This window comes from Stenotrophomonas sp. GSD10 (assembly GCF_056172695.1).
The window spans coordinates 3,958,905-3,982,222 of record NZ_JAOCMC010000002.1; the positions used below are offsets into that span (position 1 = coordinate 3,958,905).

General features: G+C 67.5%; 16 protein-coding genes and 2 pseudogenes. 12 read left to right on the top strand and 6 right to left on the bottom strand.

Annotated elements, in window-relative coordinates:
- Window positions 1-61: 61 nt before the first annotated feature.
- Window positions 62-3,421: a TIM-barrel domain-containing protein gene (locus tag N4G47_RS18480; RefSeq protein WP_475289353.1), complete on the bottom strand. Its 3,360-nt coding sequence runs from the start codon at window positions 3,419-3,421 to the stop codon at window positions 62-64.
- Window positions 3,422-3,743: 322 nt separating this feature from the next.
- Here N4G47_RS18480 and N4G47_RS18485 point away from each other — a divergent pair.
- The 10 genes and pseudogenes from N4G47_RS18485 (at window position 3,744) to N4G47_RS18530 (ending at window position 16,573) form a co-directional block, all read left to right on the top strand.
- Window positions 3,744-4,896 (top strand): annotated as a pseudogene (locus N4G47_RS18485) (SIS domain-containing protein).
- Window positions 4,889-5,827 (top strand): ROK family protein, encoded by a 939-nt coding sequence (locus tag N4G47_RS18490; protein ID WP_475289356.1) that lies wholly within the window; start codon window positions 4,889-4,891, stop codon window positions 5,825-5,827. Before N4G47_RS18485 ends, N4G47_RS18490 begins: the two are co-directional and overlap by 8 nt.
- A gap of 17 nt (window positions 5,828-5,844) precedes the next feature.
- A complete protein-coding gene (locus N4G47_RS18495; protein ID WP_475289361.1) occupies window positions 5,845-7,179 on the top strand; it encodes a D-tagatose-bisphosphate aldolase, class II, non-catalytic subunit in 1,335 nt (444 codons plus the stop codon).
- Window positions 7,180-7,212: 33 nt separating this feature from the next.
- Window positions 7,213-7,989 (top strand): DeoR family transcriptional regulator, encoded by a 777-nt coding sequence (locus N4G47_RS18500; protein ID WP_107232922.1) that lies wholly within the window; start codon window positions 7,213-7,215, stop codon window positions 7,987-7,989.
- Window positions 7,986-9,113 (top strand): N-acetylglucosamine-6-phosphate deacetylase, encoded by a 1,128-nt coding sequence (locus tag N4G47_RS18505; protein WP_475289368.1) that lies wholly within the window; start codon window positions 7,986-7,988, stop codon window positions 9,111-9,113. The genes N4G47_RS18500 and N4G47_RS18505 overlap by 4 nt, the downstream gene beginning before the upstream one ends.
- 153 nt (window positions 9,114-9,266) lie before the next feature.
- The gene (locus N4G47_RS18510; protein ID WP_475289372.1) at window positions 9,267-11,054 is read left to right on the top strand and encodes an MFS transporter; all 1,788 of its coding nucleotides are present in this window, start codon (window positions 9,267-9,269) and stop codon (window positions 11,052-11,054) included.
- Window positions 11,055-11,243: 189 nt separating this feature from the next.
- A complete protein-coding gene (locus tag N4G47_RS18515; protein ID WP_475289978.1) occupies window positions 11,244-13,955 on the top strand; it encodes a type VI secretion system Vgr family protein in 2,712 nt (903 codons plus the stop codon).
- Between the two features lie 38 nt (window positions 13,956-13,993).
- Entirely contained in the window at window positions 13,994-14,353 is a 360-nt protein-coding gene (locus N4G47_RS18520; RefSeq protein WP_475289375.1) for a hypothetical protein, read from the top strand.
- Between the two features lie 21 nt (window positions 14,354-14,374).
- Window positions 14,375-15,709 (top strand): hypothetical protein, encoded by a 1,335-nt coding sequence (locus N4G47_RS18525; protein ID WP_475289379.1) that lies wholly within the window; start codon window positions 14,375-14,377, stop codon window positions 15,707-15,709.
- Between the two features lie 225 nt (window positions 15,710-15,934).
- Complete coding sequence (locus N4G47_RS18530) at window positions 15,935-16,573, top strand: hypothetical protein (RefSeq protein ID WP_475289383.1); 639 nt, start codon at window positions 15,935-15,937, stop codon at window positions 16,571-16,573.
- On the opposite strand, the pseudogene N4G47_RS18535 reads toward N4G47_RS18530, so the two are convergent.
- From N4G47_RS18535 to N4G47_RS18555, 5 genes and pseudogenes are all read right to left on the bottom strand, one after another.
- Window positions 16,545-16,972: pseudogene (locus tag N4G47_RS18535) on the bottom strand (SecDF P1 head subdomain-containing protein). The gene N4G47_RS18530 and the pseudogene N4G47_RS18535 overlap by 29 nt on opposite strands.
- A gap of 50 nt (window positions 16,973-17,022) precedes the next feature.
- Window positions 17,023-17,574, bottom strand: a complete 552-nt coding sequence (locus N4G47_RS18540; protein ID WP_295571584.1) for an HdeD family acid-resistance protein — start codon at window positions 17,572-17,574, stop codon at window positions 17,023-17,025.
- Window positions 17,575-17,632: 58 nt separating this feature from the next.
- A complete protein-coding gene (locus tag N4G47_RS18545; RefSeq protein WP_475289389.1) occupies window positions 17,633-18,328 on the bottom strand; it encodes a ComF family protein in 696 nt (231 codons plus the stop codon).
- A gap of 115 nt (window positions 18,329-18,443) precedes the next feature.
- Window positions 18,444-19,766 carry a chloride channel protein gene (locus tag N4G47_RS18550; protein WP_475289393.1) on the bottom strand — a complete coding sequence of 441 codons (1,323 nt, stop codon included), beginning with the start codon at window positions 19,764-19,766 and terminating at the stop codon, window positions 18,444-18,446.
- 105 nt (window positions 19,767-19,871) lie between these two features.
- Window positions 19,872-20,774, bottom strand: a complete 903-nt coding sequence (locus N4G47_RS18555; RefSeq protein WP_475289397.1) for a hypothetical protein — start codon at window positions 20,772-20,774, stop codon at window positions 19,872-19,874.
- Window positions 20,775-20,978: 204 nt separating this feature from the next.
- Between N4G47_RS18555 and bioB the strand changes: the two genes are divergently transcribed.
- Together bioB and bioF are read left to right on the top strand one after the other, a co-directional pair.
- The gene (bioB, locus tag N4G47_RS18560) at window positions 20,979-22,022 is read left to right on the top strand and encodes a biotin synthase BioB (RefSeq protein WP_475289401.1); all 1,044 of its coding nucleotides are present in this window, start codon (window positions 20,979-20,981) and stop codon (window positions 22,020-22,022) included.
- 67 nt (window positions 22,023-22,089) lie between these two features.
- Window positions 22,090-23,313 carry an 8-amino-7-oxononanoate synthase gene (bioF, locus tag N4G47_RS18565; protein ID WP_475289405.1) on the top strand — a complete coding sequence of 408 codons (1,224 nt, stop codon included), beginning with the start codon at window positions 22,090-22,092 and terminating at the stop codon, window positions 23,311-23,313.
- Window positions 23,314-23,318 lie beyond the last annotated feature (5 nt).

Consider the following 23,318-nt stretch of genomic DNA (forward strand, 5'->3'; position numbering starts at 1 on the left):
GGGCCACGGCCATGAGGGCCGTAGTCGGATTGGGCGGGGGAGGAGCGGTGTTACGTGGGGGTCATGGGGCGACGATGCTGGCGGAGTCGCCCTCCTGGCCGATCAGCACGGCGTTGGCCCAGTTGGCGCAGACCTGGGCGGGTTGGCTGCCCTGCGCACCCAGCGTGCGCAGGCTCAGGCTGGAAAGGCCACGGATGTCCAGCTCCGGCTTGACCACGCCGGGCGCCTTCACCAGGCCACTGTCGTACAGCAGGCGGTTGTCACCCCAGACCTGGAACTGCAGGCCACCGGCGTTGCGGCAGGCGTCGTCGATGCCGAGGTCGGCGCGCAGCAGGTGCCAGCCGCCCTGCAGGCGCAGGTCGATGCGGCTGCTGGCGCCCACGCCCAGGCCACGGCGGAACTGCAGGCCATTCATGCGCATGCCGGCATCGCCATGGAAGGCCTGGTCGGCGCGCACCTGGCTGGCCAGCGCGGCCGGCACCGGCAGCTCGGAGAGATAGCGCTGCCGGGCCGGTCGCTCCGGTTCCTGGTGTTCGAGGATGTGGAAGGTGGACAGCGCGATCGGGCCGACGTCGCGCGGCTGCAGCGCATCGAAGGCGCGGGCGCTGCCCTGTGCCGCAGTGACCATCGGGTCGGTGCTGCTGGCGCCATCGCCCTCGGGGTTCTGCACGCTCAGCACGCGGAAGCGCAGCAGGCGACCGGCGTGGGCCGGGAAGTCGATGCGCTGCACGCCCTCCTTCAGCTGCAGGCGGCCACGCGCGATCGGTTCGCCCCATTCGCCGTTGCTGTCACCCAGGTACACCTCGTAATCGCGTACCTGGCCGTGCTTCCAGTTCTTGTCGTTGCGCGGTGCGATGTCGATGCCATCGATCATCCTGCGCTCGCCGAAGCCGATCACCCACTCATGCGCACCGGTGCGCACGGCCTGGTTGCGCACGCTGCGGAACCAGGTACCCGGGTAATCATCGAAGGCATTTTCCAGCGCATGGCCGGGTTCTTCGGCCGGGCGGTTGACCACCAGCAGGCTGTCGGCCGGCAGTTCGCGGCCGAGCACCGGCGCGGCCGGATAGGCATCGTCGGCAGCGGCGGCGGCGACCGCGAAGTCCAGCTGCAGCTGCAGCGGCTGGCGGATGTCCTGGGCGGCGGTGCGCACGTGCAGGGTGCCGCGACGCTCGGCCGCATCGAAGTACCAGCCCTCAGCTGCGCCGTTGAACGCGGCGGCATCGGCCAGCGCCGGCAATGCGCGGCCAGCGGCCTGCACCGCACGCGGCGCCTGCCGGCTGAGCACGCGCAGGCCATAGCGACGCTGCGCCCGCTGGCCGTTGTACTGGCCCTGCACGGCATCAATCTGCACCTGCACCGGGCCGCTGCCCTGCGCCGGCGCCTGCACGCGGACCCGCTGCGTGCTCGACTCGCCCTGCTGGTAGCGGCGGGTGTTGCCATCGTCTTCGTACAGCGTGTACTGCGAATCGCCCTGCGGGTACAGATCGAAGGTCACTTCATCCAGCGGCTTCTCGCCATCGAACAGCATCGACGGGTACATCGGCAGGATCGCACCGGCGCGCACGAATACCGGCAGCGTGGCCAGGTCCACCTGGCGGTCGAGCTGGCGGCCGTCGGCGCCGGCCTGCACGCGGCGGCCATCCCAGTAGTCGATCCAACCGCCTGCCGGCAGGTGGATGTCACGGCGCCAGCCACGGCTGGCGGCCTGGCTGCGGTACACCGGCGCCACCAGCAGATCGCGACCAAGCAGGAACTGGTACTTGTAGGTTTCATCCTGCGCATGCGGATCGCGCGGGTTGTCCCACATCAGGCCACGCACCGGCGGTGCGCCGGTCTGCGCAGCGTCGTGCACCAGCCCGTACATGTACGGGGTCAGGCGCATCTTCAACTTCAGGTAGTCGCGGTTGATGCTGCGGTAGGGTTCGTCGTACCACCACGGATGCTTGCGTGCGTTCGACGACCAGCCGCTCATGCCCATCAGTACCGGCGTGAACGCCTTCCACTGCAGGTCGCGGGTGAAGGTCTCGGCGCTGCCGCCGAAGATCGCATCCACATCGCCGCTGGCGTAGGCCATGCCGGACAGGCCGGAGCCGACCAGGGTCGGTACGTGCCAGCGGATGTAGTCCCAGCTGCTGCTCTGGTCGCCGGTCCAGGCCACCGCATAACGCTGGATGCCGGCCCAGCCCATCACCGTCCACAGGAACGGGCGCGAATCGGAATTGTCGAGAATGCCGTTGAACGCCTGGCGGTTGGCGTCCATCGCGAACTGGTAGCCCTTGCCGGTCCAGGCCACGTCCAGCTTCTGCACGCGGCTGCCCGCCTTGCCCACTTCCCAGGCGATCTTGTCCACGCCGTTCTCGGTCCACAGGCCAGTGCGGAAGCCGTAGCCGGCCAGCCCCTTCACCGTTTCCGGCAGCTGCTTGTAGCCACAGCCGTAGCCATCGTTGGGCAGGATCCAGCCGCCGGGCATGTCGTGGGCGCGGTACTGCTTGGCCACGCTGTCGATCACATCCGGCGTGGTGCCGGTCGGGCCGTCGCTCCAGCCTTCGGGCACGGTGCCGGGCTTCTTCGCGTTGTCGCCGTCGTTGTAGCAGTCGGCATCGCCGTAGGACAGCGCCCAACGCGCGACCATGTTCGGGCGGCCGGTCAGCTGGGTGTAGCGCTCGATCAGCTTCGGCAGGTCCGCGCCAACGAAGTAGTAGGCATCGAAACGGTCTTCGCGATGCAGCAGCGTGGCCTGGTCGGCCTCGCGCAGATCGTAGCTGCCATCGCTCCAGGTATTGCGCAGCATGCCCCAGCCACGGCTGCTCAGCAGCATCGGCGCCGGACTCGGGCGGTCGCCCTCTTCCCAGCCGCCGGAATAGGACACCTCCAGCTCGCGGCCCTTGAACTGGTAGCGGCCGTTCTGCTGGCCGCCACCGTAATAGCCTTCATCGGCCTGCGAGGACAGCACCTGCACGCTCTGCGCAGCATCCAGGTCCAGCGGTTGCAGTTCCTGCCACAGGGCGGTCGGCTGGCCGTTGCCCAGGCGTTCCAGGCGCAGGCGCAGCGGCTGCCGCTGCACATGCAGCACCAGCGCATCGGTACGCACGCGGATCTCCTGCGCGTCTTCTTCCAGCTGCGCCTGCACGTTCGCCTTGGGCTGTGGCAGCACGATCGGCGCGGCCTTGTCGCCGGCGCCGGTCAGCGTGCCCTTGCGCCCAGCCTGCACGCGGATGATGTCGGCAGCCGGCAGTTCGATGCGGATGCGCGCGCCGCTGTCGGTCTGCAGGTCCCAGCCGCGCACGCCGTCGCGGTTGTCGCTGGCGCTGACCGAACGCAGGTTGCCGACCGGCTCGGCATGGGCCGACGTGGACGCCAGCATCAACGCCGGCAACAAGGCCAGCAGCAGCGGCGAGCGACGAACGCAGTTTTCCACGCGGACTCCCAACCCGTTCACCGGGCGTTTCGAAAGCGATTGGGCCGACTCTAGGCCAGCGATTCGAAAGATGTCAACAAATTGAAAGGAAAAAGGAAGATATATTCCTTTGAAACGAAAGTTTGTGCATTGCAATACTTTGTGTAAGCGCTTGCAGGCGCCTGTTAAGCATTGTGCGATACGGCATGCGGTCGTTTCTTGCGTTTTCCTGCAGGGGCGACACAGGGCGAAGCCGGCGTCAGATTTTCTTTCTTTTTGCTTTCGCTATTTGACATTTCGAAAGAAAACGCAGATGGTGCGCTGGCCCAACTGGAACCTCCGAATGGACGTCACCCTGCTTTCCGATGTGTCCGCCTGGCAGCGCCTGGGCGGAGCCGATACCGCTACCGAAATCGCCCAGCAGCCTGCGCTGTGGGAAGCCCTCGCCCAGGACCTGTCGCGTGCCTGCGACCGCCTGCAGGCCTTCCTCGGCGACAGCCTCAACGATCCCAACCAGCGCGTGCTGTTCACCGGCGCCGGCAGTTCCGGCTTCATCGCCGAGATGGTGGCCGATGCGATCAACGCACAGTGGGCCGCCGACGTACGCGTGGTGCACACCACCAGCCTGCTGACCCATCCGGCGCTGTACCTGCAGCGCGACCGCCCGACCCTGCTGGTGTCGTTCGGCCGCAGCGGTTCCAGCCCGGAAAGCGTGGCGGCCGTGGAGCGCGTGCGCAGCGATGTGGATGACGCGCGCTTCCTCGACATCACCTGCAACGCCGATGGCGAACTGGCCCGTCGCGGTGCCGGCCGTGCCGACACCTGCACCCTGCTGATGCCCTCGGCCAGCTGCGACCGCGCCTTCGCCATGACCAGCAGCCTGACCTGCATGCTGCTGGCCGCGCTGACCGTGTTCGATCGCTCGCCGTGGGAGGCACGCGTCGCGCGCCTGAAGCAGATCGCCGCGCTCGGCCGCGAAGGCCTGGCGCAGTGGGATGCACCGGTCGCGGCACTGGCGCAGCGCCCGTTCAACCGGGTGATCTACCTGGCCAGCGGTCCGCTGGAAGCGCTGGCCCGCGAGTGCGCGCTGAAGGTGCTGGAGCTGACCGCCGGCCGCGTGCTGGCGCTGGCCAACACCCCTCGGCTTCCGCCACGGCCCCAAGTCCACGCTGGATGGCGACACCCTGGTGGTCGTGCTGCGCAGCGTGCAGCCGCTGGCGCGCCGCTACGAACAGGACCTGCTGGAAGAACTGCGCCGCGACGGCGTGGCCGGCCAGGTGCTGGCGATCGGCCCGCATGCGGATATCGGTGCGGACGACGAATACACGCTCACCGTGCCGGCACTGGACGACCCATGGCTGGCGCCGGTGTGGCTGGGCTTTGCGCAGCTGTTCGCACTGCAGCGCTCGGCCGCGCTGGGCCTGACCCCGGACAACCCGTTCCCGGACGGCACCGTCAACCGCGTCGTCAAGGGCGTCACCATCCATCATGGCTGAGCTGATCGCCCACGCCTGCTACGGCATCGACATCGGCGGCACCAAGATCGAACTGGTGGCGTGCGATGCAGCGATGCAGGTGACCTGGCGCCGCCGCGTCAGCACACCGCAGGGCGACTACGACGGCTTCCTGCAGGCCATGCTGGGGCTGGTGGCCGAGGCGGATACCGCACTGGGCCGCAGCGACGCGGCCATCGGCATCGCACTGCCGGGCGTGCGTGACCGCCGCACGGGCCGCCAGCTCAGCGCGAACGTGCCGGCGCTGACCGGGCACAGTGTTGCGGCGGATCTGCAGGCGCGGCTGCAACGCCGGCTGCACTTCGGCAACGACCTGCAGTGCTTCGCCCTGTCCGAGGCACACGGCGGTGCCGCCGACGGTTACCCCAGCATGTTCGGCGCCATCCTCGGCACCGGTGCCGGTGGTGGTTTCTGCCTGCAGGGCCGCCTGCTGTCCGGCTTCAACGGCCTGGCCGGCGAATGGGGCCACTGGAGCGTGCCCGGCCACCTGCTGCAGCGTCATGGCCTGCCACTGATCGACTGTGCCTGCGGCCTGCAGGGCTGCGTCGAGCGCTATGTCTCCGGCAGTGGGCTGGCGATGATCGAACGCCACCTCGGTGGCAACGCCGCCGACGCCAGCGCGGTGATCGCCCTGGCCGAGGCCGGCGATGCGCGTGCACGCCAGGCGCTGGACATCCACCGCGACCTGCTCGGCCACAGCCTGGCCGCACTGGTGCTGGCGCTGGACCCGCACGTGATCGTGCTGGGCGGCGGCCTGTCGCAGTACGCGCCGCTGTACCAGCAGCTGCCGGCGGCCATTTCGGCCCATCTGTTCAACGGCGTGCAGGTCCCACCGATCGTGCCGCCGCGCTTCGGTGATGCCGGCGGCGCACGCGGTGCCGCCCTGCTCGCCTGCCAACCTTCGTTTTCCTGATCGACCGGAGCCTGACCATGTCCCCGTTGCAGACCCTGCTTGCCTCCCACCGCGCCGGTGCCAATGTCGGCCTGTACAGTGTCTGCTGCAGCAACGAGCAGGTGCTGCGCGCGGCCATGCACGTGGCGCTGGCGCACGGCACCGTGCTGCTGATCGAGGCCACCTCCAACCAGGTCGACCAGTTCGGCGGCTACACCGGCATGACCCCGCCGCAGTACCGCGACTACGTGGGTGCACTGGCCGATGAGGAAGGCTTCCCGCGCGAACGGCTGATCCTGGGCGGCGACCACCTCGGCCCGAATGCCTGGCAGAAGCGCCCGGCCGCCGAAGCGATGACTCATGCGCGCGTGCTGATCGAAGCCTATGTCGCCGCCGGTTTCCACAAGATCCACCTGGACTGCAGCATGTCCTGCGCCGATGATCCGGTGCCGTTGCCCGATGCCATCGTCGCTGCACGTTCGGCCGAGCTGGCCGAGATTGCCGAACGCACCGCAACCGAACACGGCCTGCCGCCGCCGGTCTATGTGATCGGTACCGAAGTACCGATTCCCGGCGGCGAAGCCTCGCTGGCCGAAGGCCTGCAGGTGACCACGCCGGCCGCCGCCGCGCAGACCCTGGCCATCCACCAGCAGGCCTTCGATACGCCGCAGCTGCGCGATGCCTGGCAGCGCGTGATCGCGATGGTGGTGCAGCCGGGCGTGGACTTCGACCACAGCAGCGTGCACGAGTACGACGCCGCTGCCGCCAGCACGCTGGCCGATTTCCTCGAACAGCAGCCGCGCATCGTGTTCGAGGCGCACTCCACCGACTACCAGCGCGAGAGCGGCCTGCACGCGCTGGTGCGCGACCACTTCGCCATCCTCAAGGTCGGCCCGGCCGCCACCTTCGCCTACCGCGAAGCGCTGTTCGCGCTGGCCGCGATCGAGGCCGAGCTGCTGCCGGCCGCCCAGTGTTCGCGCCTGCCGCAGGTGCTGGACGAGGTGATGGTGGCGCAGCCGAAGTACTGGCAGTCCTACTACCAGGGCGATGAGGCCGCGCTGCGCCTGCTGCGCAGCTATTCCTTCAGCGACCGCTGCCGCTACTACTGGGGCGAGCCGGCGCTGGTACAGGCGGTGCAGACCCTGTTCGCCAACCTGGAACAGCACGCGCCGCCGCTGGTGCTGCTCAGCCAGTACCTGCCGGAACAGTACCGCGCCGTGCGCGAGGGCACCCTTGCCAATACGCCCACCGCGCTGGCGCAGCACCGCGTCGGCCTGTGCCTGGGCGAGTACGCCCGTGCGTGCAGCGCCAACCAGGCCGGAACCCGCGCACAGGCTGCACGCTCGGCTGTCGCCGCTGCGGCGAACGGCTAATCTCTACCTTTCCCCGCGAAACCGAGAATGGCCATGCGCAACACCCGCTCCCGCCGGCAACAGATCCTGCAGCTGCTGATCGAGCATGGCTCGGTGCAGGTGGCCGATCTGGTCGAGCGCTTCGGCGTGTCGGCGGTGACCATCCGCGCCGACCTGACCCACTTCGAAGCGCAGGGCCTGGCCAACCGCACCCACGGCGGCGCCACCTTGGTGCGCACGCCGCCGCAGGAACAGGACATCCACGAGAAGGACGCGCTGAACCTGCCACTGAAGGAATCGATCGGTGCGTGCGCCGCGCGCCTGGTGCGGCCTGGCGACAACATCATCATCGATTCCGGCTCGACCACGATGACGCTGGCCCGCCACCTGCGCGCCCATCGCGATGTGACGGTGATGACCAACGGGCTGAACATCGCCTGGGAACTGGCCAATGCACCCGGCATCAACGTGCTGCTGACCGGTGGCCTGCTGCGCCAGCAGTCGCTGTCGTTGCAGGGCAGCCAGGCCGAGGCCAGCCTCAACTCGTATAGCTTCGACACGCTGTTCCTGGGTGTGGACGGCCTGGACCTGCAGTTCGGCCTGACCACCCATGACGAGGCCGAAGCCCGCCTCAACCATCGCATGGTCGAGCGCGCACGCCGCGTCGTGGTGCTCACCGATGCCTCCAAGTTCGGCCGCGTGAGCCTGCACCGCATCGCCCGGCTGGACCAGATCCACACCATCATCACCGATGCCGGTATCGACGATGCGACCCGTGAGGGCCTGCAGCGTCTCGGCATTGAAGTGATCATCGCCGAGCCACCCGCATGACCGACACCCGCTCCCTGCACGGCCGCGTCCTCACCCCGCTGGGCTGGCGGCGTGGCCAGGTCCACTTCGATTCGCAGGTACGCCAACTGAAGGTGGATGACCACAGCGGCGGCGATGATCCGCAGCTGCCGGTGATCCTGCCCGGCTTCATCGATCTGCACGTGCATGGCGCGGCGGGTGTGGACCTGATGCAGGGTGGCGACGTGGCGCGCACCATCGCCCGCACCCACCTGCGCTTCGGCACCACCACGCTGCTGGCGACCACCATGACCGCCGGCCTGGACGAGATCGAGCACGCGCTGCAGGGCGTGGCCGCAACCATGGCGGCACCCGATGCGGAGGCCGCCTGCATCGCCGGCGTGCATCTGGAAGGCCCCTTCATCAGCCCGCAGCGGCTGGGCGCGCAGCCCAACCGCACGATCGAGGCGACGCTGGCACTGGTGCAGCAGCTGCATGCGCTGGCGCCGATCCGGGTGATGACGCTGGCGCCGGAGATCGGCGAGCACACCGCGCTGATTCCCGCGCTTTCGGCGATGGGTATCCGCGTGCAGCTCGGCCATAGCGCCGGCACCTACGAGGACGGCGTGGCCGCGCTGCAGGCAGGCGCCTCCGGCTTCACCCATCTGTTCAATGGCATGACCGGCGTCGATCACTATCGCCCGGGCATCGCTGCGGCCGCGCTGGCGCATGCGCAGTACGCCGAAATCATCCCCGACCTGCAGCACATCCACCCCGGCGTGATCCGTCTGGCCGCGCGCGCGATCCCTCGCCTGTACGCGGTGACCGACGCCACCGCCGCCACCGGCATGCCCGATGGCGAGTACGCGCTGGGCGAGCAGCGCGTGCACAAGTGCGGAGGCTGCGTGCGCCTGGCCACCGGTTCGCTGGCCGGCAGCGCGCTGACCATGGACCAGGCGCTGCGCAACCTGGTGCGCGTCGGCCTGGAGCTGGCCGATGCCTCGCAGCGCGTTTCCACTTTCCCGGCCGATTACCTGGGCCTGGGCGATCGCGGCCGCATCGCGCCCGACGCCCGCGCCGACCTGGTGGTGCTGGATGCCGAACTGCGCCTGCAGCAGGTGGTGGTCGGCGGGCATGTGATTGATCTGAACGCTGTACACGCCTGAAGTACTGCTCTTCGCAACACCGAAAACGCCTGACGCACCGCCGTTCGTAGAGTCGAGCTTGCTCGACTGCTCTGCCACGCCATGCGCGCTCAGTCGAGCAAGCTCGACTCTACGAAAGCAATCCGCACTGAAACGTTCCCAGGGAACCTGCTGATGACCGCAAGCACCGCCCCGCGCTGGCCCGTACGCTACCTGCTCTTCATCGGCGGCCTCGGTGGCCTGCTGTACGGCATCGACATCGGCATCATCGCCGGCGCCCTGCCCTACCTGGAGGCCACCGCCAGCCACGCCTGGCAGCTCAGCAGCCAGCAGCTCGGCTTCGTCGTTGCGGCGGTGCTGCTGGGCAGCGTGTTGTCCTCACTGTTCGCCGGCATGGTCGCCGACCTGATCGGCCGCCGCGGTGCGATGCTGCTGGCCGGCGTGCTGTTCACCGCCTCGATTCCGATCATGGCGCTGGCCTCCGGCTACACACCGCTGCTGCTGGGCCGCCTACTGCAGGGCGTCAGTGGCGGCCTGATCGGCGTGGTGGTGCCGCTGTACCTGGCCGAGGTCCTCAGCCCCGAGCGGCGCGGTCGTGGCGCTGCCATGTTCCAGCTGCTGCTGACCATCGGCCTGGTGCTGGCCGCGTTGATCGGCCTGTACCACGCGCATGCCGTGGATGCGGCCGCCGAAGCGGTGCGCTCGCTGCCGGTCGCGCAGCAGGCGCAGGAGCTGTTCACGGTGAAAGACCATGCCTGGCGCACCATCTTCTGGAGCTGCCTGGCACCGGGCCTGCTGTTCTGCGCCGGCATCTTCTGGCTGTCCGAATCGCCGCGCTGGCTGGTGCGTCGCGGCCGCGTCGATGATGCCCGTCGCAGCCTGCAACGCGTATTGCCGGCGGCGCAGGTGGAGACCACGCTGGCGCAGATCCAAGCGCCGGAATCGAGCAGCAGCGACGGCAAGCGCGATCCGCTGCTCAGCCGCCGCTATGTGGTGCCGTTCCTGCTGGCGTGCGTGGTGCTGGCCTGCACCCAGGCCACCGGCATCAACTCGGTGCTGGCCTACGCGGTCAACATCCTCAACCAGGCCGGGCTGTCCGGCTCGGTGGCCAACAGCGCCGACGTGGCGATCAAGCTGCTCAATGCGGTGATGACCGTGGTCGCGCTGCTGCTGGTCGACCGCAAGGGCCGCAAGTTCCTGCTGATGCTCGGCAGTGGCGGCATCTGCGTGGCCCTGCTGGCCGCGGCGACATTGTTCTTCCAGGCCGAGCGTGGCCGCGCTGACGTGCAATCGCAGCTGCAGGCCGCCGTCAGTGGCGATGGCCTGCAGCTGGTGCTGGATGACGCGCAGTGGCAGCGCCTCGGCGCCGGCATCGACAGCGAAGGCCGGCCGATGCAGCTGACCGTGTCGTACGCCTACGGTGACTTCACCAATGTGCGCGCCCTGCGCAGCGACAACCTGACCGATCGCGAGCTGCGCATCGAGCGCGCCGGCACCGTGCAGCCGGACAGCGTGATCGGTGCGTTCTTCCGCAAGCTCCATCTGAACCCGTTCGCCGACCCGGCCAGCGCCGTGCAGGCACCGCTGCGCATCGAACAGGCCCGCATCGGGCCGGTGCCGCCGCCCGCACACGGCTGGGCGGTGGCCACCTGCATCCTGGTGTTCGTCGCGTTCTTCGCCGTCGGTCCCGGCGTCTGCGTGTGGCTGGCGCTGTCCGAGCTGATGCCCAACCGCATCCGTTCCAACGGCATGAGCATCGCGCTGCTGATCAACCAGTTCGTGTCCACCACCATCGCCGCGATCTTCCTGCCCACGGTGGGCCACTACGGCTACGCCAGCATGTTCGTGTTCTGGGCAGCGTGTACCTTCGTGTTCTTCCTGGTGGCCGCATTGTGGCTGCCGGAAACCAAGGGAAAGTCGCTGGAAGAGATCGAAGCGCGGTTTGCAGGGAAGCGCGGTTGATTGCCGCGTCGTGAATGCACTGCCCCATTCTTAGGAGTTTGTCGCGAATAGCCTGATCTGATGTCGGCAAGCGTGATCCACTCCACAGGAATGCTCTGACACGTCGTCACCGGCGGCGCCCTGCCCAACAGTTCTCCCACTACCCGAGGGAGATTCTGCATGGGCACGGAAGCCGCTGTTGTCGCACTGATGCGGGCGATCACGCTCGACGCCCGGCAGCCACGCCAGCTGCGTCTGCAGGGGCTGCACGAGGCGTGGGTGGTCGAACGCTTCGAAGGCACCGAAACGGTCTGCGGCGACAACCGCCTGCAGATCGACTGCCTGGCCACCGATGCGTTCCTGGACCTGGACCCGTGGCTGGAACAGCCGCTGACCCTGCAGCTGCGCCAGGCCGACGGCGCGCTGCGGCAATGGCACGGGCTGTGCACCGAAGCGGCGCAGCTGGGCAGCGATGGCGGCCTGGCCCGCTACCGGCTGATCCTGGAGCCGTGGACCGCGCTGCTGCGCCTGCGCCGCAACGCGGTGATCTTCCAGGACCTGGACACCCGCGCGATCTGCGAGCAGATCTTCGCCGACTATCCGCAGGCGGTGTTCCGCTTCGACGTGCAGGCCGCACTGCCGGTACGCGCGATCACCACCCAGTACCGCGAGACCGATTGGGCCTTCGTCACCCGCCTGCTGGCCGAGGCCGGCCTGGCCTGGCGCATCGAGCAGGCGCAGGGCGATGAGGCCGCGCACACGCTGGTGGTGTTCGAGCCGGGGGCCGAGCTGCCCGACACTGGCCGGGTGCGCTTCCATCGCGCCGACATGGCCGAGGCCAGTGACGGCATCACCGCTTTCGCCGAGCGCCAGCAGCTGGTGCCCAACGCCAGTACCGTGGCCAGCTGGCACAGCGAGCAGGTGACTGCGGTGGCCGCGCAGTCCAGCGCCGACGCCGGCAGCCTGCCGGCGCTGGAAGTCTATGTGCAGCCACGCGCCGGCCGCTTCGCCCAGGCCGGCTGGGCCGATGCCGAAGCGCAGGCGCGGCTGGACGCGCTGCGCGTGGGCCAGGTGCTCTACAGCGGCAGCGGCAGCGAGCGCCAGCTGGCCGCCGGCAGCACCTTCCGCCTGGCCCAGCACCCGCAGCACGAAGGCCAGGCCTTCCAGCTGCTGGCGGTGCAGCACGTGGCGCTGAACAATCTCGACCAGGGCATCGCCGAGCTGCTGGGCAGCCCGGCGCTGGAGCGCGGCGCCTACCGCAACAGTTTCCTGGCTACCGGCGCCGGCGTGCCGCTGCGCGCCCTGCCGCAGGACCGGCCGACCCTGCATGGCCCGCAGACCGCCCGCGTGGTCGGCATCGCCAACACCGCAGTCACTCCCAGCCGCGAGCACCAGGTGCGCATCCAGTTCGGCTGGCAGCGCGGCAGCCAACCCAACCCGGGCGGCCTGACCGACACCGGCAGCGCCCAGCCCGGCCATGCGCCCGGCGACCACACCAGCGGCAGCTGGGTGGCGGTGGCCGAATGGGTGGCCGGCCCGAACTGGGGCACCGCGTTCCTGCCACGGGTGGGCAGCGAGGTGCTGGTGGAATTCCTGCACGGCGACATCGACCAGCCGCGCATCACCGGCCAGCTGTACAACGGCGAGGTGGCCCCGCCGTTCGGCGGCGGCATCGACGAGAACGCGCGCCACCCCGGCGTGCTCAGTGGCCTGCACACCCAGGCCCATGACGGCAGCGGCACCCAGCAATGGGTGATGGACGATACGCCGGGCCAGCTGCGCACCCGCCTGCACAGCTCGCTGGCCGACAGCCGGCTGGAGCTGGGCTACCTGATCGCGCACCAGGACACGGCCCGCGGCGCACTGCGTGGCGAGGGCTTCGAACTGGCCACCCAGGGCTGGGGCAACGTGCATGCCGGCGAAGGCCTGCTGCTGTCGGCCAGCCTGCAGGAACGCGCGGCCTCCACGGTGATGGACAACGCCAGCGTGGTGGCCCAGCTCAAGGGCGCCGAGCGCAGCCTGGAGCAGATGCAGCAGACCCTGGCCCAGCAGCAGGTGCCGGGCCTGGCCGAGTTTGAACGTACCAAGCAGCTGCGCGAACAGATCGACCCGAAGGCGCAGGGCCGCTTCCAGGGCGAGGTGAACGGGCAGAGCGCGATGAAGCCCGGCAGCGACGGCCGCAGCCCCGGCGAGCAGCCGGTGGAACGGCTGGGCACACCGCTGCTGCTGGCCGAAGCGCCGCACCACATCGCCTGGACCACCCCGGCCAGCGCGGTGGCCTATGCCGGGCAGAACCTGCAGATGACGGTGCAGCAGGACCTGCACGTCAGCGCCGGCGAGACCCTGGCCACGGTGTCGGGCGAGCATGTCTCGCTGTTCGCGCAGAGCGGCCCGCTGCGGGTGATCGCCGCGCAGGGTCCGGTCAGCCTGCAGGCCAACGATGGCGAACTGGAACTGCTGAGCGATCAGGCACTGACCATCACCGCCACCGACGACCGCATCGACGTGCTGGCGCAGACCAAGGTGGTGCTGCAGGCCGGCAACAGCGCGATCACACTGGAGGGCGGCAACATCACCTTCAGCTGCCCGGGCGAGTTCAAGGTCAAGGCGGGTGAGCATCCGTTCATGGCTGGAGAGTTCAAGCCCGCAGGCATCGTCGCGTTGCCGAGGCAGCTTGCGCCGCGCTTGAAGTATCGCGGGAAGCTTCGGGTAGTGGATGCGCAGCAGCGGGCGCGGCCCAGTACGTACTACAAGATTGTCACCGCTGCGGGCGAGGTATTGGCTCAGGGCGTTACCGATGACAGTGGGCGCAGCATTACGGCCGCCACAGAAGCGCTGACAGGCGTGACCGCCTACATCGGCCGCGGCCGATGGCGCATCGAGGAATCGGTCATCGACGAAGACAACGCCTGCGGTTGCTGATGCCTGCATGCCCTCCCTGTACACAGAAGGAGCTGATCTTGATTGCCCATGAGCACCCGGTGTCGAACGGAATCACCGACCTGAGATTCTCCACATCCCTGGGGACACCCGTCGAAGGCCTGCACTATCGCCTGAGCGATGGACGCGGCAGAACGCATGCGGCGATCACCAGCGCCAATGGTGCTGGCGTCCGACTGCACACACACAACAAAGGTTCAGCCACCAACGCAGAGAACCCGTGGTTGCTGGATGGTAACGTGATTCTCTCGCTAGAAGTGCAGCGTGACGATGGCTCGTGGGCCCTGATCGGCAGCTTTCAGCATGAGGCAAACATTCACAAGCAGGTGAACATCATTGCCCCCGCCATTGCTGTACCGCTGCAGATGGAACCGATCTGACCTGGTAGAGGAGAACATCGAATGAATCGACCGATCCGGCCCCTGCAGGTCCCCTTCCACACCGAGATTGATGGCGACGGCGTAACCATGACCGTCTGCCAATTAGATCGGGTGTACTACGCCAAGATCAAGTTGCAGATGAAGAGCAATGGCCGGATTTCTCCCGCCTCCATCCTGCCATACGTGGTTGTACATGCCACGCCGGAAGCTCCCGACAGATGGAGAGTTGCTCCACATCCATCCGACTTTGTCCAGCGTACAAATAGCACTGGAACCATTCTTGTCAGAGTCGGAGGAGCAGGCTGCTACCGTCTATACGTTAAAGAACCCACAGAGAACTTTGTCGAGAACGACGTATTCGAGATAAAGCAGCACGTGCTCGCTGACGGAAGACAGAGCGGACGTGAAGTTCAACCATTGGTAGAACTTGAAGTGAATGAAGATTCAGACTGCACTCTATCTATACGGACATTGAATCCCAATAGCCTTTCGCGTACACGAGGAGCTGGAGATGACAGCATTCCGAATGACCGGGATGTACTCAGGTTCACTGATGCTCACAAGGACCAAGAGTTGCAGAGCGCCCTTGACCTTGGGAATCACCTCATATCCTTCCAACTCTGGGCCGATGCCTCACGCACCTACGGAACCCAGCATCCAATTGTGCAAGGCAGTGCTTATCGGGAAGCATTGACTACCTTCTACGGTGAAGGACTGACCGTCGGCACTGGTGCGGGTGACAGCACACACGATCGCTTTCTGACTATCGGTGGACGAGAGGTGGAGTTCAATCACCAATCGACCACTGGCGGAAGAGGCAGACTGTCGTTCCTCGAAGACAATGGACAGCCCAGAAATCGCATGACAGCGGATGAATCCTTGCGACGGACGTATCCAGCAACGATGGATTTTCTGCTGAGAATGATGAATGACCTGGATATAACGTACGTACGGGTCACAGGGGCGTGGCGTCCCCACGTCGGCTCTACTCGACACCGCTACGCGTCAGCCTTGGACATCACGCACGTTCGGGCAACAGTAATGGATGAGAATGGCCAACCACAGATTGTCGCGATCCACTTCCATCGCAGAATCTCGCCCGCCTCCAATCCGCTAAGAACTGGCGGAGATGAGTCTCCGCAAAGGACCAGAATGCGTGAGTTTTCTCATAGAGTTCATGAGTACATTGCCAACGCACGAGCGCAACTTGTAGCCGGCTGGCTGGGCGGACCGTGGGCACTCACCTATGGTGACCTAGGCGTTAGAACTGCAGGGAACTCCGGTGATCTCGCCATTCGCACTGACGCGACCCATGAGCATCACCTTCATATTAGTGTGGGGAACGAACAGCCATGAAGCTGATCGAGGTTCTACTTATCGCAGCAGCCGCAGACTTCCACTCGGATTTTGAGAGGCTACCTGGCAGCGCCATCGGCCCAATCAACTGTCCGCCCCCCTGTCACCATACGCACGACGGAGGGTCGCATCTATGAGTGTCGACCGGAGGAGGGACAGGATCCCTACGTCGACGTCACTCCACCCGACGACAAGGCCCACTGGAAGCTTCCCTTCGGCTCACCAATGCCCCCGCCTTACGGTACCGGTAGCTACCGTCCCGTTGAGGATTGGCCGTTCCGGGCAATCATCTCGCGTGACAATCCGGCAGCGCACAACGTCGAGTACTACTACATCTTCGACCAGCATGGGGTAGTGGTCGATTCCAATGCCCCTGATGCAACTGGTGATCGAATGACGGAAGTACGAGTCTCCGGCGTTCGACTGTGGCCCACCGCGAAGATCTACTACCGCATGCGGCTGCCCAACGCGGGCGAGGGCATGGAACCACGCAGATCGATGGAGCGCGTCGCAGCCGCCGCCAATTTCGCATTGATCCTCGATGGAGGAAGGCTATGCCCGGTGCTGGATGAGAGTTACATCAGCGAATGGCCAATCGCTGATGAGTCGACTTACCCCGCAGGGAAATACATAAATGGACACTGTGGAGACGCATACCGGATCCCATCGCAGTTCTCCGAAAATGACCCACGCAATCCACGCTACTACACCTACCCAGGATTCAAGGCCGGCGGCCTCGATCTCTTATGGAGCTTCCAGCGTCATGATGAGCCGGAGCGTCCACTCCTCAACCGAAAAGGTGAATGTGTAGCCTTCTGCACGCACCTGCCCGCCCCTATCGCTCCACCGGCGCAGACCCGGTGATGTGCTTCTCCAGCGCTGTGGCATCACTACCGGTCAACCCACTCAGATTCATCGATTCAGAGAACGGTCCCTGCACCGTTGCCACCATCAGCACCCGGCCATCCACGCTGATCGCCATGCGCTGGCCGACCATGGCCGCCGTGCCATCGTGGATGCGCTGGTGCGCCTCGGGTCGATAGCGGATCTGCAGTGCCGTCAGGCCGTAGTCATCCTGCACAGAGCGCACATCGGCGATGTCCGCGCTGGTGGCAATCGGGGCTCGCGCAGCGTCAATGTCTCGTCCTGCCACTGCATCGGCACGCCCTTGCCGGCCGCATCGACCGCGCTCAGGCGCACATCCACACCGGGAAGTGGCGGGCGGTCCGCTCCCACCCGCGTACCGGGCGTGGCCGCTGGCATGCAGCCGGCCAGAGCCATTGCCGCACCCAGCACCACCGGAAGCAGCGCCCTCACTTCAGCTTCCGCAGCTTGAATGCCACCAGCACCTGCAACAGCCCGTACAACAGGCTGCCGATGCCGATCCACAACGTGGTCACGGCCACACCCGCATACGGGTTGGCGGCGAACAACAGACCCAGCACCACGGCCAGCACGCCACTGAGGATCAGCAGCCACTCGCCCTGGATCTGCTTGCGCACGCGGATCGCGAACACGATGCGGTAGATGCCGGCCACCAACAGCCACGCGGCCAGGAACAGCACCAGCACACTGGCGGTGGCCAGCGGATTGATCACCGCCAGGATGCCGAAGCCCAGCGAGGCGATGGCATACAGGGCCAGCCAGCCCCGCGAAGCGCCACTGCCTCCGGTCACCAGCGCGAACAGGCTGATCACGCCTTCGACAATGGCCACCACGCCCAGTGTCCACGCCAGCGCCATCGCCGCCGACAGCGGCCAGCCGACGGCAACAATGCCGAAGCCCAACGCAACCAGGCCGTACAGCAGCAGGATCCACCAGCTGCGCCCAACCGCCGACAACAAGGGAGACAAGGGGGAATTCATGGCCACTCCTTCGATCCGGAATCGCCCCCATCCTAGCCCCTCCCCATGAAAGCGGCGATCACGGCACCCGCGCGCAGACCCACACGCGCACCTCGTCGGCGCCCGCCAGGCGCAGCGTCTCGGCAATCTCCATGACCGTGCTGCCGGTGGTCATCACATCGTCCACGACGGTCAACCGTGCAGGCACCGGCCCGCGCACATCGAAGGCATCGAACAGGTTCTCCCGGCGCTGTTCGGCGCTGCGCTCGGACTGCGGTGCGGTATGCCGACGCCGGTACAGCCCGTGCCAGACCGGCATCGGCAACAACCGGCACAGTTCCGCAGCCTGGTTGTAGCCACGTTGGCGCAGGCGCCGGTTGTGCAACGGCACCGGGGCCAGCGGCGGGCACGACCACGGCGGTGCAGCACGCAGCATCAGCTGTACCAGCAGGCGTCCGGCGGCCAGATCCTGGTGGAACTTGTAGCGCACCAGCAACTGATCGACCGGTGGCAGGTACAGCAGGCTGGCATGGGTGGCGGCCTGCGGTGGTGCTTCCTCGCGGCAACTGCCGCAGACGATCAGCGCGGTGTCCGGCAGCGGCAGTGCGCAGCGCAGGCAGGCACGGCCGGACCAGGGCAGATCGGCGAGGCAGGCGCGGCAGAGGTCGAGATCATCATGGCCCGGGTCACCACAGACCAGGCAGCGCAACGGCATGAGCAGATGAAGCAGCGAGTGGAACATGCCGTGGAAGGCGTTGGCAGGTGACAGGCGCATGGCCCAGCCTTCCATGGCATCACGCGCGTGACCATCGGCAGACGCCGCATCCCGGTATCAGGCCGCGCTGCCCATGCCATCGGTGCGTACCTTGGTCAATATTCCCTCGATGCGACTAGCTGGCGCGTTCGCGCGCTGCCGCCGGCATCAGCAGCAACTCCGCCAACCCGCGATAGATCGGCACCCGGCACACCAGCCCGGATACGCCACGCGCAATCAGCACCGTGGCCAGGATCGGCAGCAGCAGATCGCCGCTGTCGGTCAGTTCCAGTGAGATCACCGCCGAGGTCAACGGCGCCTGGGTGACGCCGGTGAGGTACGCACACATGCCCAGCAGTACGAACGCGCGCGGGTCCACGCCGGGCATCAACACGGCGAGGTTGTGGCCCAGTCCCGCGCCGACCGCCAGCGCCGGCGAGAACAGGCCGCCGGGGATGCCGGCGACATAGGAGGCCAGATTGGCCAGCAGCTTCATCAGTCCGAACTCGTGGCCGACCAGCGCCTGGCCCTGCACCAGGCTGCGCGCCTGCTCGTAGCCGGTGCCGAACGCCCCTTCGCCGAACACCAACGCCAGCAGCACCACCACCAGACCGCAGGCAGCGGCCAGCAGTACCGGATGGCGCTGCCGCAGCTGGCCCAGCCAACGCGGCCGACCCGCGGCACTGGCCAGCACCGCGCGTGCGAACAGGCCGCCCAGCAGGCCCGCCACCACACCACACAGCAGGATCGCCAGCCAGCCCTGGCCCAGCGGCAGGCGCGCGCTCACATGGCCGAAGTAGGTGTAGTTGCCGAGCAGGCCCAACGACACCACGCCGCCGACGATCACCGCAGTCAGCAAGGTGCCGGAGAAGCGATGCTCGAAGCGGCCACTGAGTTCTTCGATGGCAAACACGATGCCGGCCAACGGCGTATTGAACGCGGCAGCGATGCCGGCGGCGCCACCGGCCAGCAGGAAATGCGAGAGCTCACGCGGATCCTTGAAGCCGAACCAGCGCCCGAACAGATACATCAGACTGGCGCCCACATGCACAGTCGGGCCTTCGCGGCCCACCGACGCGCCGCCCAGCAGCGACAGCGAGGTCAGCAGCAGCTTGCCGGCCGAGACCGCAGGCGAGAGATTGCTGCTGCGGAATGACTCATCCGGCTTGTCCAGCGCGGCGATGACCTGCGGAATGCCACTGCCGCGGGTCGGTTTCAGCACACCTGCGGTCAACCAGGCCAGCAGCGCGAAGATGCCCGGCGTGAGCAGCAGGGCCCACCACGGCGAGTGCGCGGTGATGCGCTGGAACACATGGAAGGCCGCGTCGCTGGCCTTGGCGAACAGGATCGCCACCAGTGCCACGGCTACGGCGCCGCCCCACAACGCGGCGCGCCGGCGCCAGGCCTCGCTGAGAACCAGCGCGGTGATGCGGCCGCGAAGGCGATGGAGATCGGTCATGCTGGGCAGTCTGGACGCGGCGGGAGCACGCGGACGGCGGCTACTGTGGCTGAAGGCCTTGCAGGATGCGGTGAAATGCAGCACCCACCGCAGCGCGACGGACAATCAGTCCTCGTCCAGCGCTTCCGGTACCGTCACTTTCCGTAGCAGCTTCAACGTGTGCCCTTCCAGCACATAGAAGTAGGCGTAGTGTCCGGTCCTGTCGTAGTTGCTGTCGTACTCGGTGCCTTCGGCCACCACCAGCGCGCTGTGCGGATCGATCCTGACGATGTTCGGGCCGAGTTCCCCGCCCAGGCTCTGCGGCAGCGGCGTGCCGGTGCGCAGGCTGATGAAGGTCTGCGAGAAGCAACCGGTGCCGCAGCCCCAGCCAGCGACGGTGTACTCGCCCGCGAACTCGACCTTGCCGTCCTTCAGTGCCGCCGACATCCGTGTCTTGAACATGCGCGCTTCACGCGTACTCATGTCCAGCGCAGCGGCTGGCCCCCTGTAGACCTTCGCCACCGGATAGTCGGCGAGCTTCGGGCCGCCTGCCTCGCCACTGAAGATCGCCTCGCGGATACGGGCGTTCTCGCCGATTTCCGCGGCCGTGCGCTCGTCCGACGTATCCTCCTCTGCCAGCGGCTGTGCGGCCTGCACCTGCACGACGGCGCGCTGCCGCAGACGCTCGTTGCTCGCCTGGAAGCTCTGCGCCAGCGCATCACAGTCTGGCTTTGAGACGCCGCACTTCACCGACATCTGCAGGGCCACCTGACCGTCTTCGGCCACCAGCTCGCGCCGGACAATCGAGGGGTGCCAGCCATTGGCCGGCGTGGTGACGGACCAGAACACCGGCCCGGCCGGATCGTGCAGCACGATCCAGTCGTTCTCCTGGCGCTCGCTGATCGAGGGCTGCGCACGCAGTGCGGCCAGCGCCTGCTGCGGGGAGGTGTAGGTAATGGCGCCGCGCGCGCGGCTTTCCGCGTGGGCCTGCACGGCCCACCCCGTACACAGCAGCAGCGCGGTGATCACCCCGGCCCATCTGCGCCTGCCTGGCACCGGCAACGTCTGCATTCCCTGCTGTCCGAAGGTGGCTCCGGCCGATGGTAGCGCCCGCCGCGATGGGACGGGAATGGCTTCATTGCTGTAAACCATAAAAAGAACATTGCGGTTGACAGTAAATCCTCCGCCACCCACACTGCCGCCCTCGCTCCACTCGTATCCCAAGGTCCCGCCATGGCTGCTGCCATCCGCCACGACTGGCAACACGACGAACTGCAGTCGCTGTTCGAGCTGCCGTTCCCCGAGCTGCTGTTCCGCGCTGCAGCGGTCCACCGCGAGCACTTCGACCCGGCCCAGGTACAGGTCTCCACGCTGCTGTCGGTGAAAACCGGCGGCTGCCCGGAAGACTGCGCGTACTGCCCGCAGGCGCAGCGCTACAGCACCGGGGTGAACGCGCAGAAGCTGATGGACACCGATGCGGTGCTGGCCAAGGCGCGCCAGGCCAAGGCTGCCGGTGCGTCGCGCTTCTGCATGGGCGCGGCGTGGCGTTCGCCCAAGGACCGCGACATCCCGAAGGTGGCGGCAATGATCGCCGGGGTGAAGGCGTTGGGCCTGGAAACCTGCGCCACGCTGGGCATGCTCAGCGGCGAACAGGCACGCGCCCTGAAAGACGCCGGGCTGGACTACTACAACCACAATCTGGACACCGCGCCGGACTACTACGATTCGATCATCCACACGCGCCAGTACCAGGACCGCCTGGATACGCTGGAACACGTGCGCGATGCCGGCCTGAAGACCTGCTGCGGCGGCATCGTCGGCATGGGCGAAACGCGCGCGCAGCGCGTTGGGCTGCTGCTGGCGCTGGCCACGCTGCCGGCGCATCCGGATTCGGTGCCGATCAACAAGCTGGTGCAGGTGGCAGGCACGCCGCTGCATGGCAGTGCCGAGCTGGATCCGTTCGAGTTCGTGCGCATGATCGCCGTGGCGCGCATCGCCATGCCGCGCGCGATGGTGCGGCTGTCGGCCGGTCGCGAGGCGATGAGCGACGAGTTGCAGGCGCTGTGCTTCCTGGCCGGGGCCAATTCGATCTTCTACGGCGACAAGCTGCTGACCACCGGCAACCCGGAAAGCGAACGCGACCTGGCCCTGTTCGCCCGGCTTGGGCTGCAGCCGATGGCGGTGCAGGTCGATGCCGAAGGGCATGACCACGGCGGCACCGTGCATGCCGATATCAGTGCCGATGCGCCCGGCTGCGGCTGCGCTCACGCGGCCTGAGACGCGGCACAGGCAGGCGCCGCAGCAACGCGCTACCCTAGCCGCCCCGTCGCCGCATTCAGCCGCCATGGCCCGCCCCGACCTGACCGCCCGCCTCCACGCCCAACGCGCCCTGCGCGATGCCCAAGGCCGACGCCGCACGCGGCGCACGGTCAGCCGCCGTGATGGCGTCCGCCTGGAAGTGGACGGCCAGTGGCTGACCGGCTTCTGCAGCAACGACTATCTGGGCCTGGCCCAGCAGTTCAGCGTGGTCAACGCACTGCAGGATGCCGCCGCGCGCGAAGGCGCCGGTGCCGGTGCCTCGCACCTGGTCTGCGGCCACCACGCGATGCACGACGCGCTGGAGCGCGAAGTGGCCGAGTGGCTGGGTTACCCGCGTGCGTTGCTGTTCGGCAGTGGCTTCGCCGCCAACCTGGCGGTGCAGCAGGCGCTGCTGAGCGAAGAGAACGACGTGTGCGTGCAGGACAAGCTCAACCACGCCAGCCTGCTCGATGCGACGCGGCTGGCCGGTGCACGCCTGCGCCGCTACCCGCATCTGGATGCGGAAGGGGCGATGCGCCAGCTCAAGCATGCGCCGGAGGGCGCGGCGATGCTGGCCACCGACGGTGTCTTCAGCATGGACGGTGACATCGCGCCCTTGCGTGCGCTGTCGCTGGTGGCACGCCTGCAACAGGCCTTGTTCTATGTGGACGATGCGCACGGAGTGGGCGTGGTCGGCGATGGCCGTGGCGCCGTAGCCGCCGCCGGGCTGGGCGTGGACGACGTTCCGCTGCAGCTGGTGACGCTGGGCAAGGCGCTGGGCGGTTCCGGCGCGCTGGTGCTGGGTCGCGACGACCTGATCGAGCATCTGGCCGAGACCGCGCGCCCCTACGTCTACACCACCGCCCTGCCGCCGGCGATGGCCGCTGCTGCACTGGAAGCGGTGCGCCTGGCGCGCCGGGACAACTGGCGGCGTTCCAAGCTGGCCGACCTGATCGCCCTGTTCCGCGGCGAAGCGCGCCGCCACGGGCTGGATCTGATGGCGTCGGAAACGCCGATCCAGCCGCTGCTGTGCGGCGATGACCACACCGCCGTGGCAATGTCCCAGGCACTGGAACAGGCCGGCTGGCTGGTCGGTGCGATCCGGCCGCCGACCGTGCCGGAAGGCAAGGCACGGCTGCGCGTCACCCTGTCCGCGTTGCACACGCCGGAACAGGTGCGCGGCCTGGTCGAAGCCATCGCCAGCGCGCGCGACCGCGTGGCCCTGTCCGTGCGCGAAGCCGCGCCGCCGCCACTGCCCGCCTTTGCCTGAGTCTG

Excerpts from the sequence above, each read along its gene's own strand:
- N4G47_RS18490 (WP_475289356.1), top strand. The coding sequence starts at position 4,889 with ATGGCTGAGCTGATCGCCCACGCCTGCTACGGCATCGACATCGGCGGC.
- N4G47_RS18495 (WP_475289361.1), top strand. The coding sequence starts at position 5,845 with ATGTCCCCGTTGCAGACCCTGCTTGCCTCCCACCGCGCCGGTGCCAAT.
- N4G47_RS18500 (WP_107232922.1), top strand. The coding sequence starts at position 7,213 with ATGCGCAACACCCGCTCCCGCCGGCAACAGATCCTGCAGCTGCTGATC.
- N4G47_RS18505 (WP_475289368.1), top strand. The coding sequence starts at position 7,986 with ATGACCGACACCCGCTCCCTGCACGGCCGCGTCCTCACCCCGCTGGGC.
- N4G47_RS18510 (WP_475289372.1), top strand. The coding sequence starts at position 9,267 with ATGACCGCAAGCACCGCCCCGCGCTGGCCCGTACGCTACCTGCTCTTC.
- N4G47_RS18515 (WP_475289978.1), top strand. The coding sequence starts at position 11,244 with ATGCGGGCGATCACGCTCGACGCCCGGCAGCCACGCCAGCTGCGTCTG.
- N4G47_RS18525 (WP_475289379.1), top strand. The coding sequence starts at position 14,375 with ATGAATCGACCGATCCGGCCCCTGCAGGTCCCCTTCCACACCGAGATT.
- N4G47_RS18530 (WP_475289383.1), top strand. The coding sequence starts at position 15,935 with ATGCCCCCGCCTTACGGTACCGGTAGCTACCGTCCCGTTGAGGATTGG.
- N4G47_RS18540 (WP_295571584.1), bottom strand. The coding sequence starts at position 17,574 with ATGAATTCCCCCTTGTCTCCCTTGTTGTCGGCGGTTGGGCGCAGCTGG.
- N4G47_RS18545 (WP_475289389.1), bottom strand. The coding sequence starts at position 18,328 with ATGCGCCTGTCACCTGCCAACGCCTTCCACGGCATGTTCCACTCGCTG.
- N4G47_RS18550 (WP_475289393.1), bottom strand. The coding sequence starts at position 19,766 with ATGACCGATCTCCATCGCCTTCGCGGCCGCATCACCGCGCTGGTTCTC.
- bioB (WP_475289401.1), top strand. The coding sequence starts at position 20,979 with ATGGCTGCTGCCATCCGCCACGACTGGCAACACGACGAACTGCAGTCG.
- bioF (WP_475289405.1), top strand. The coding sequence starts at position 22,090 with ATGGCCCGCCCCGACCTGACCGCCCGCCTCCACGCCCAACGCGCCCTG.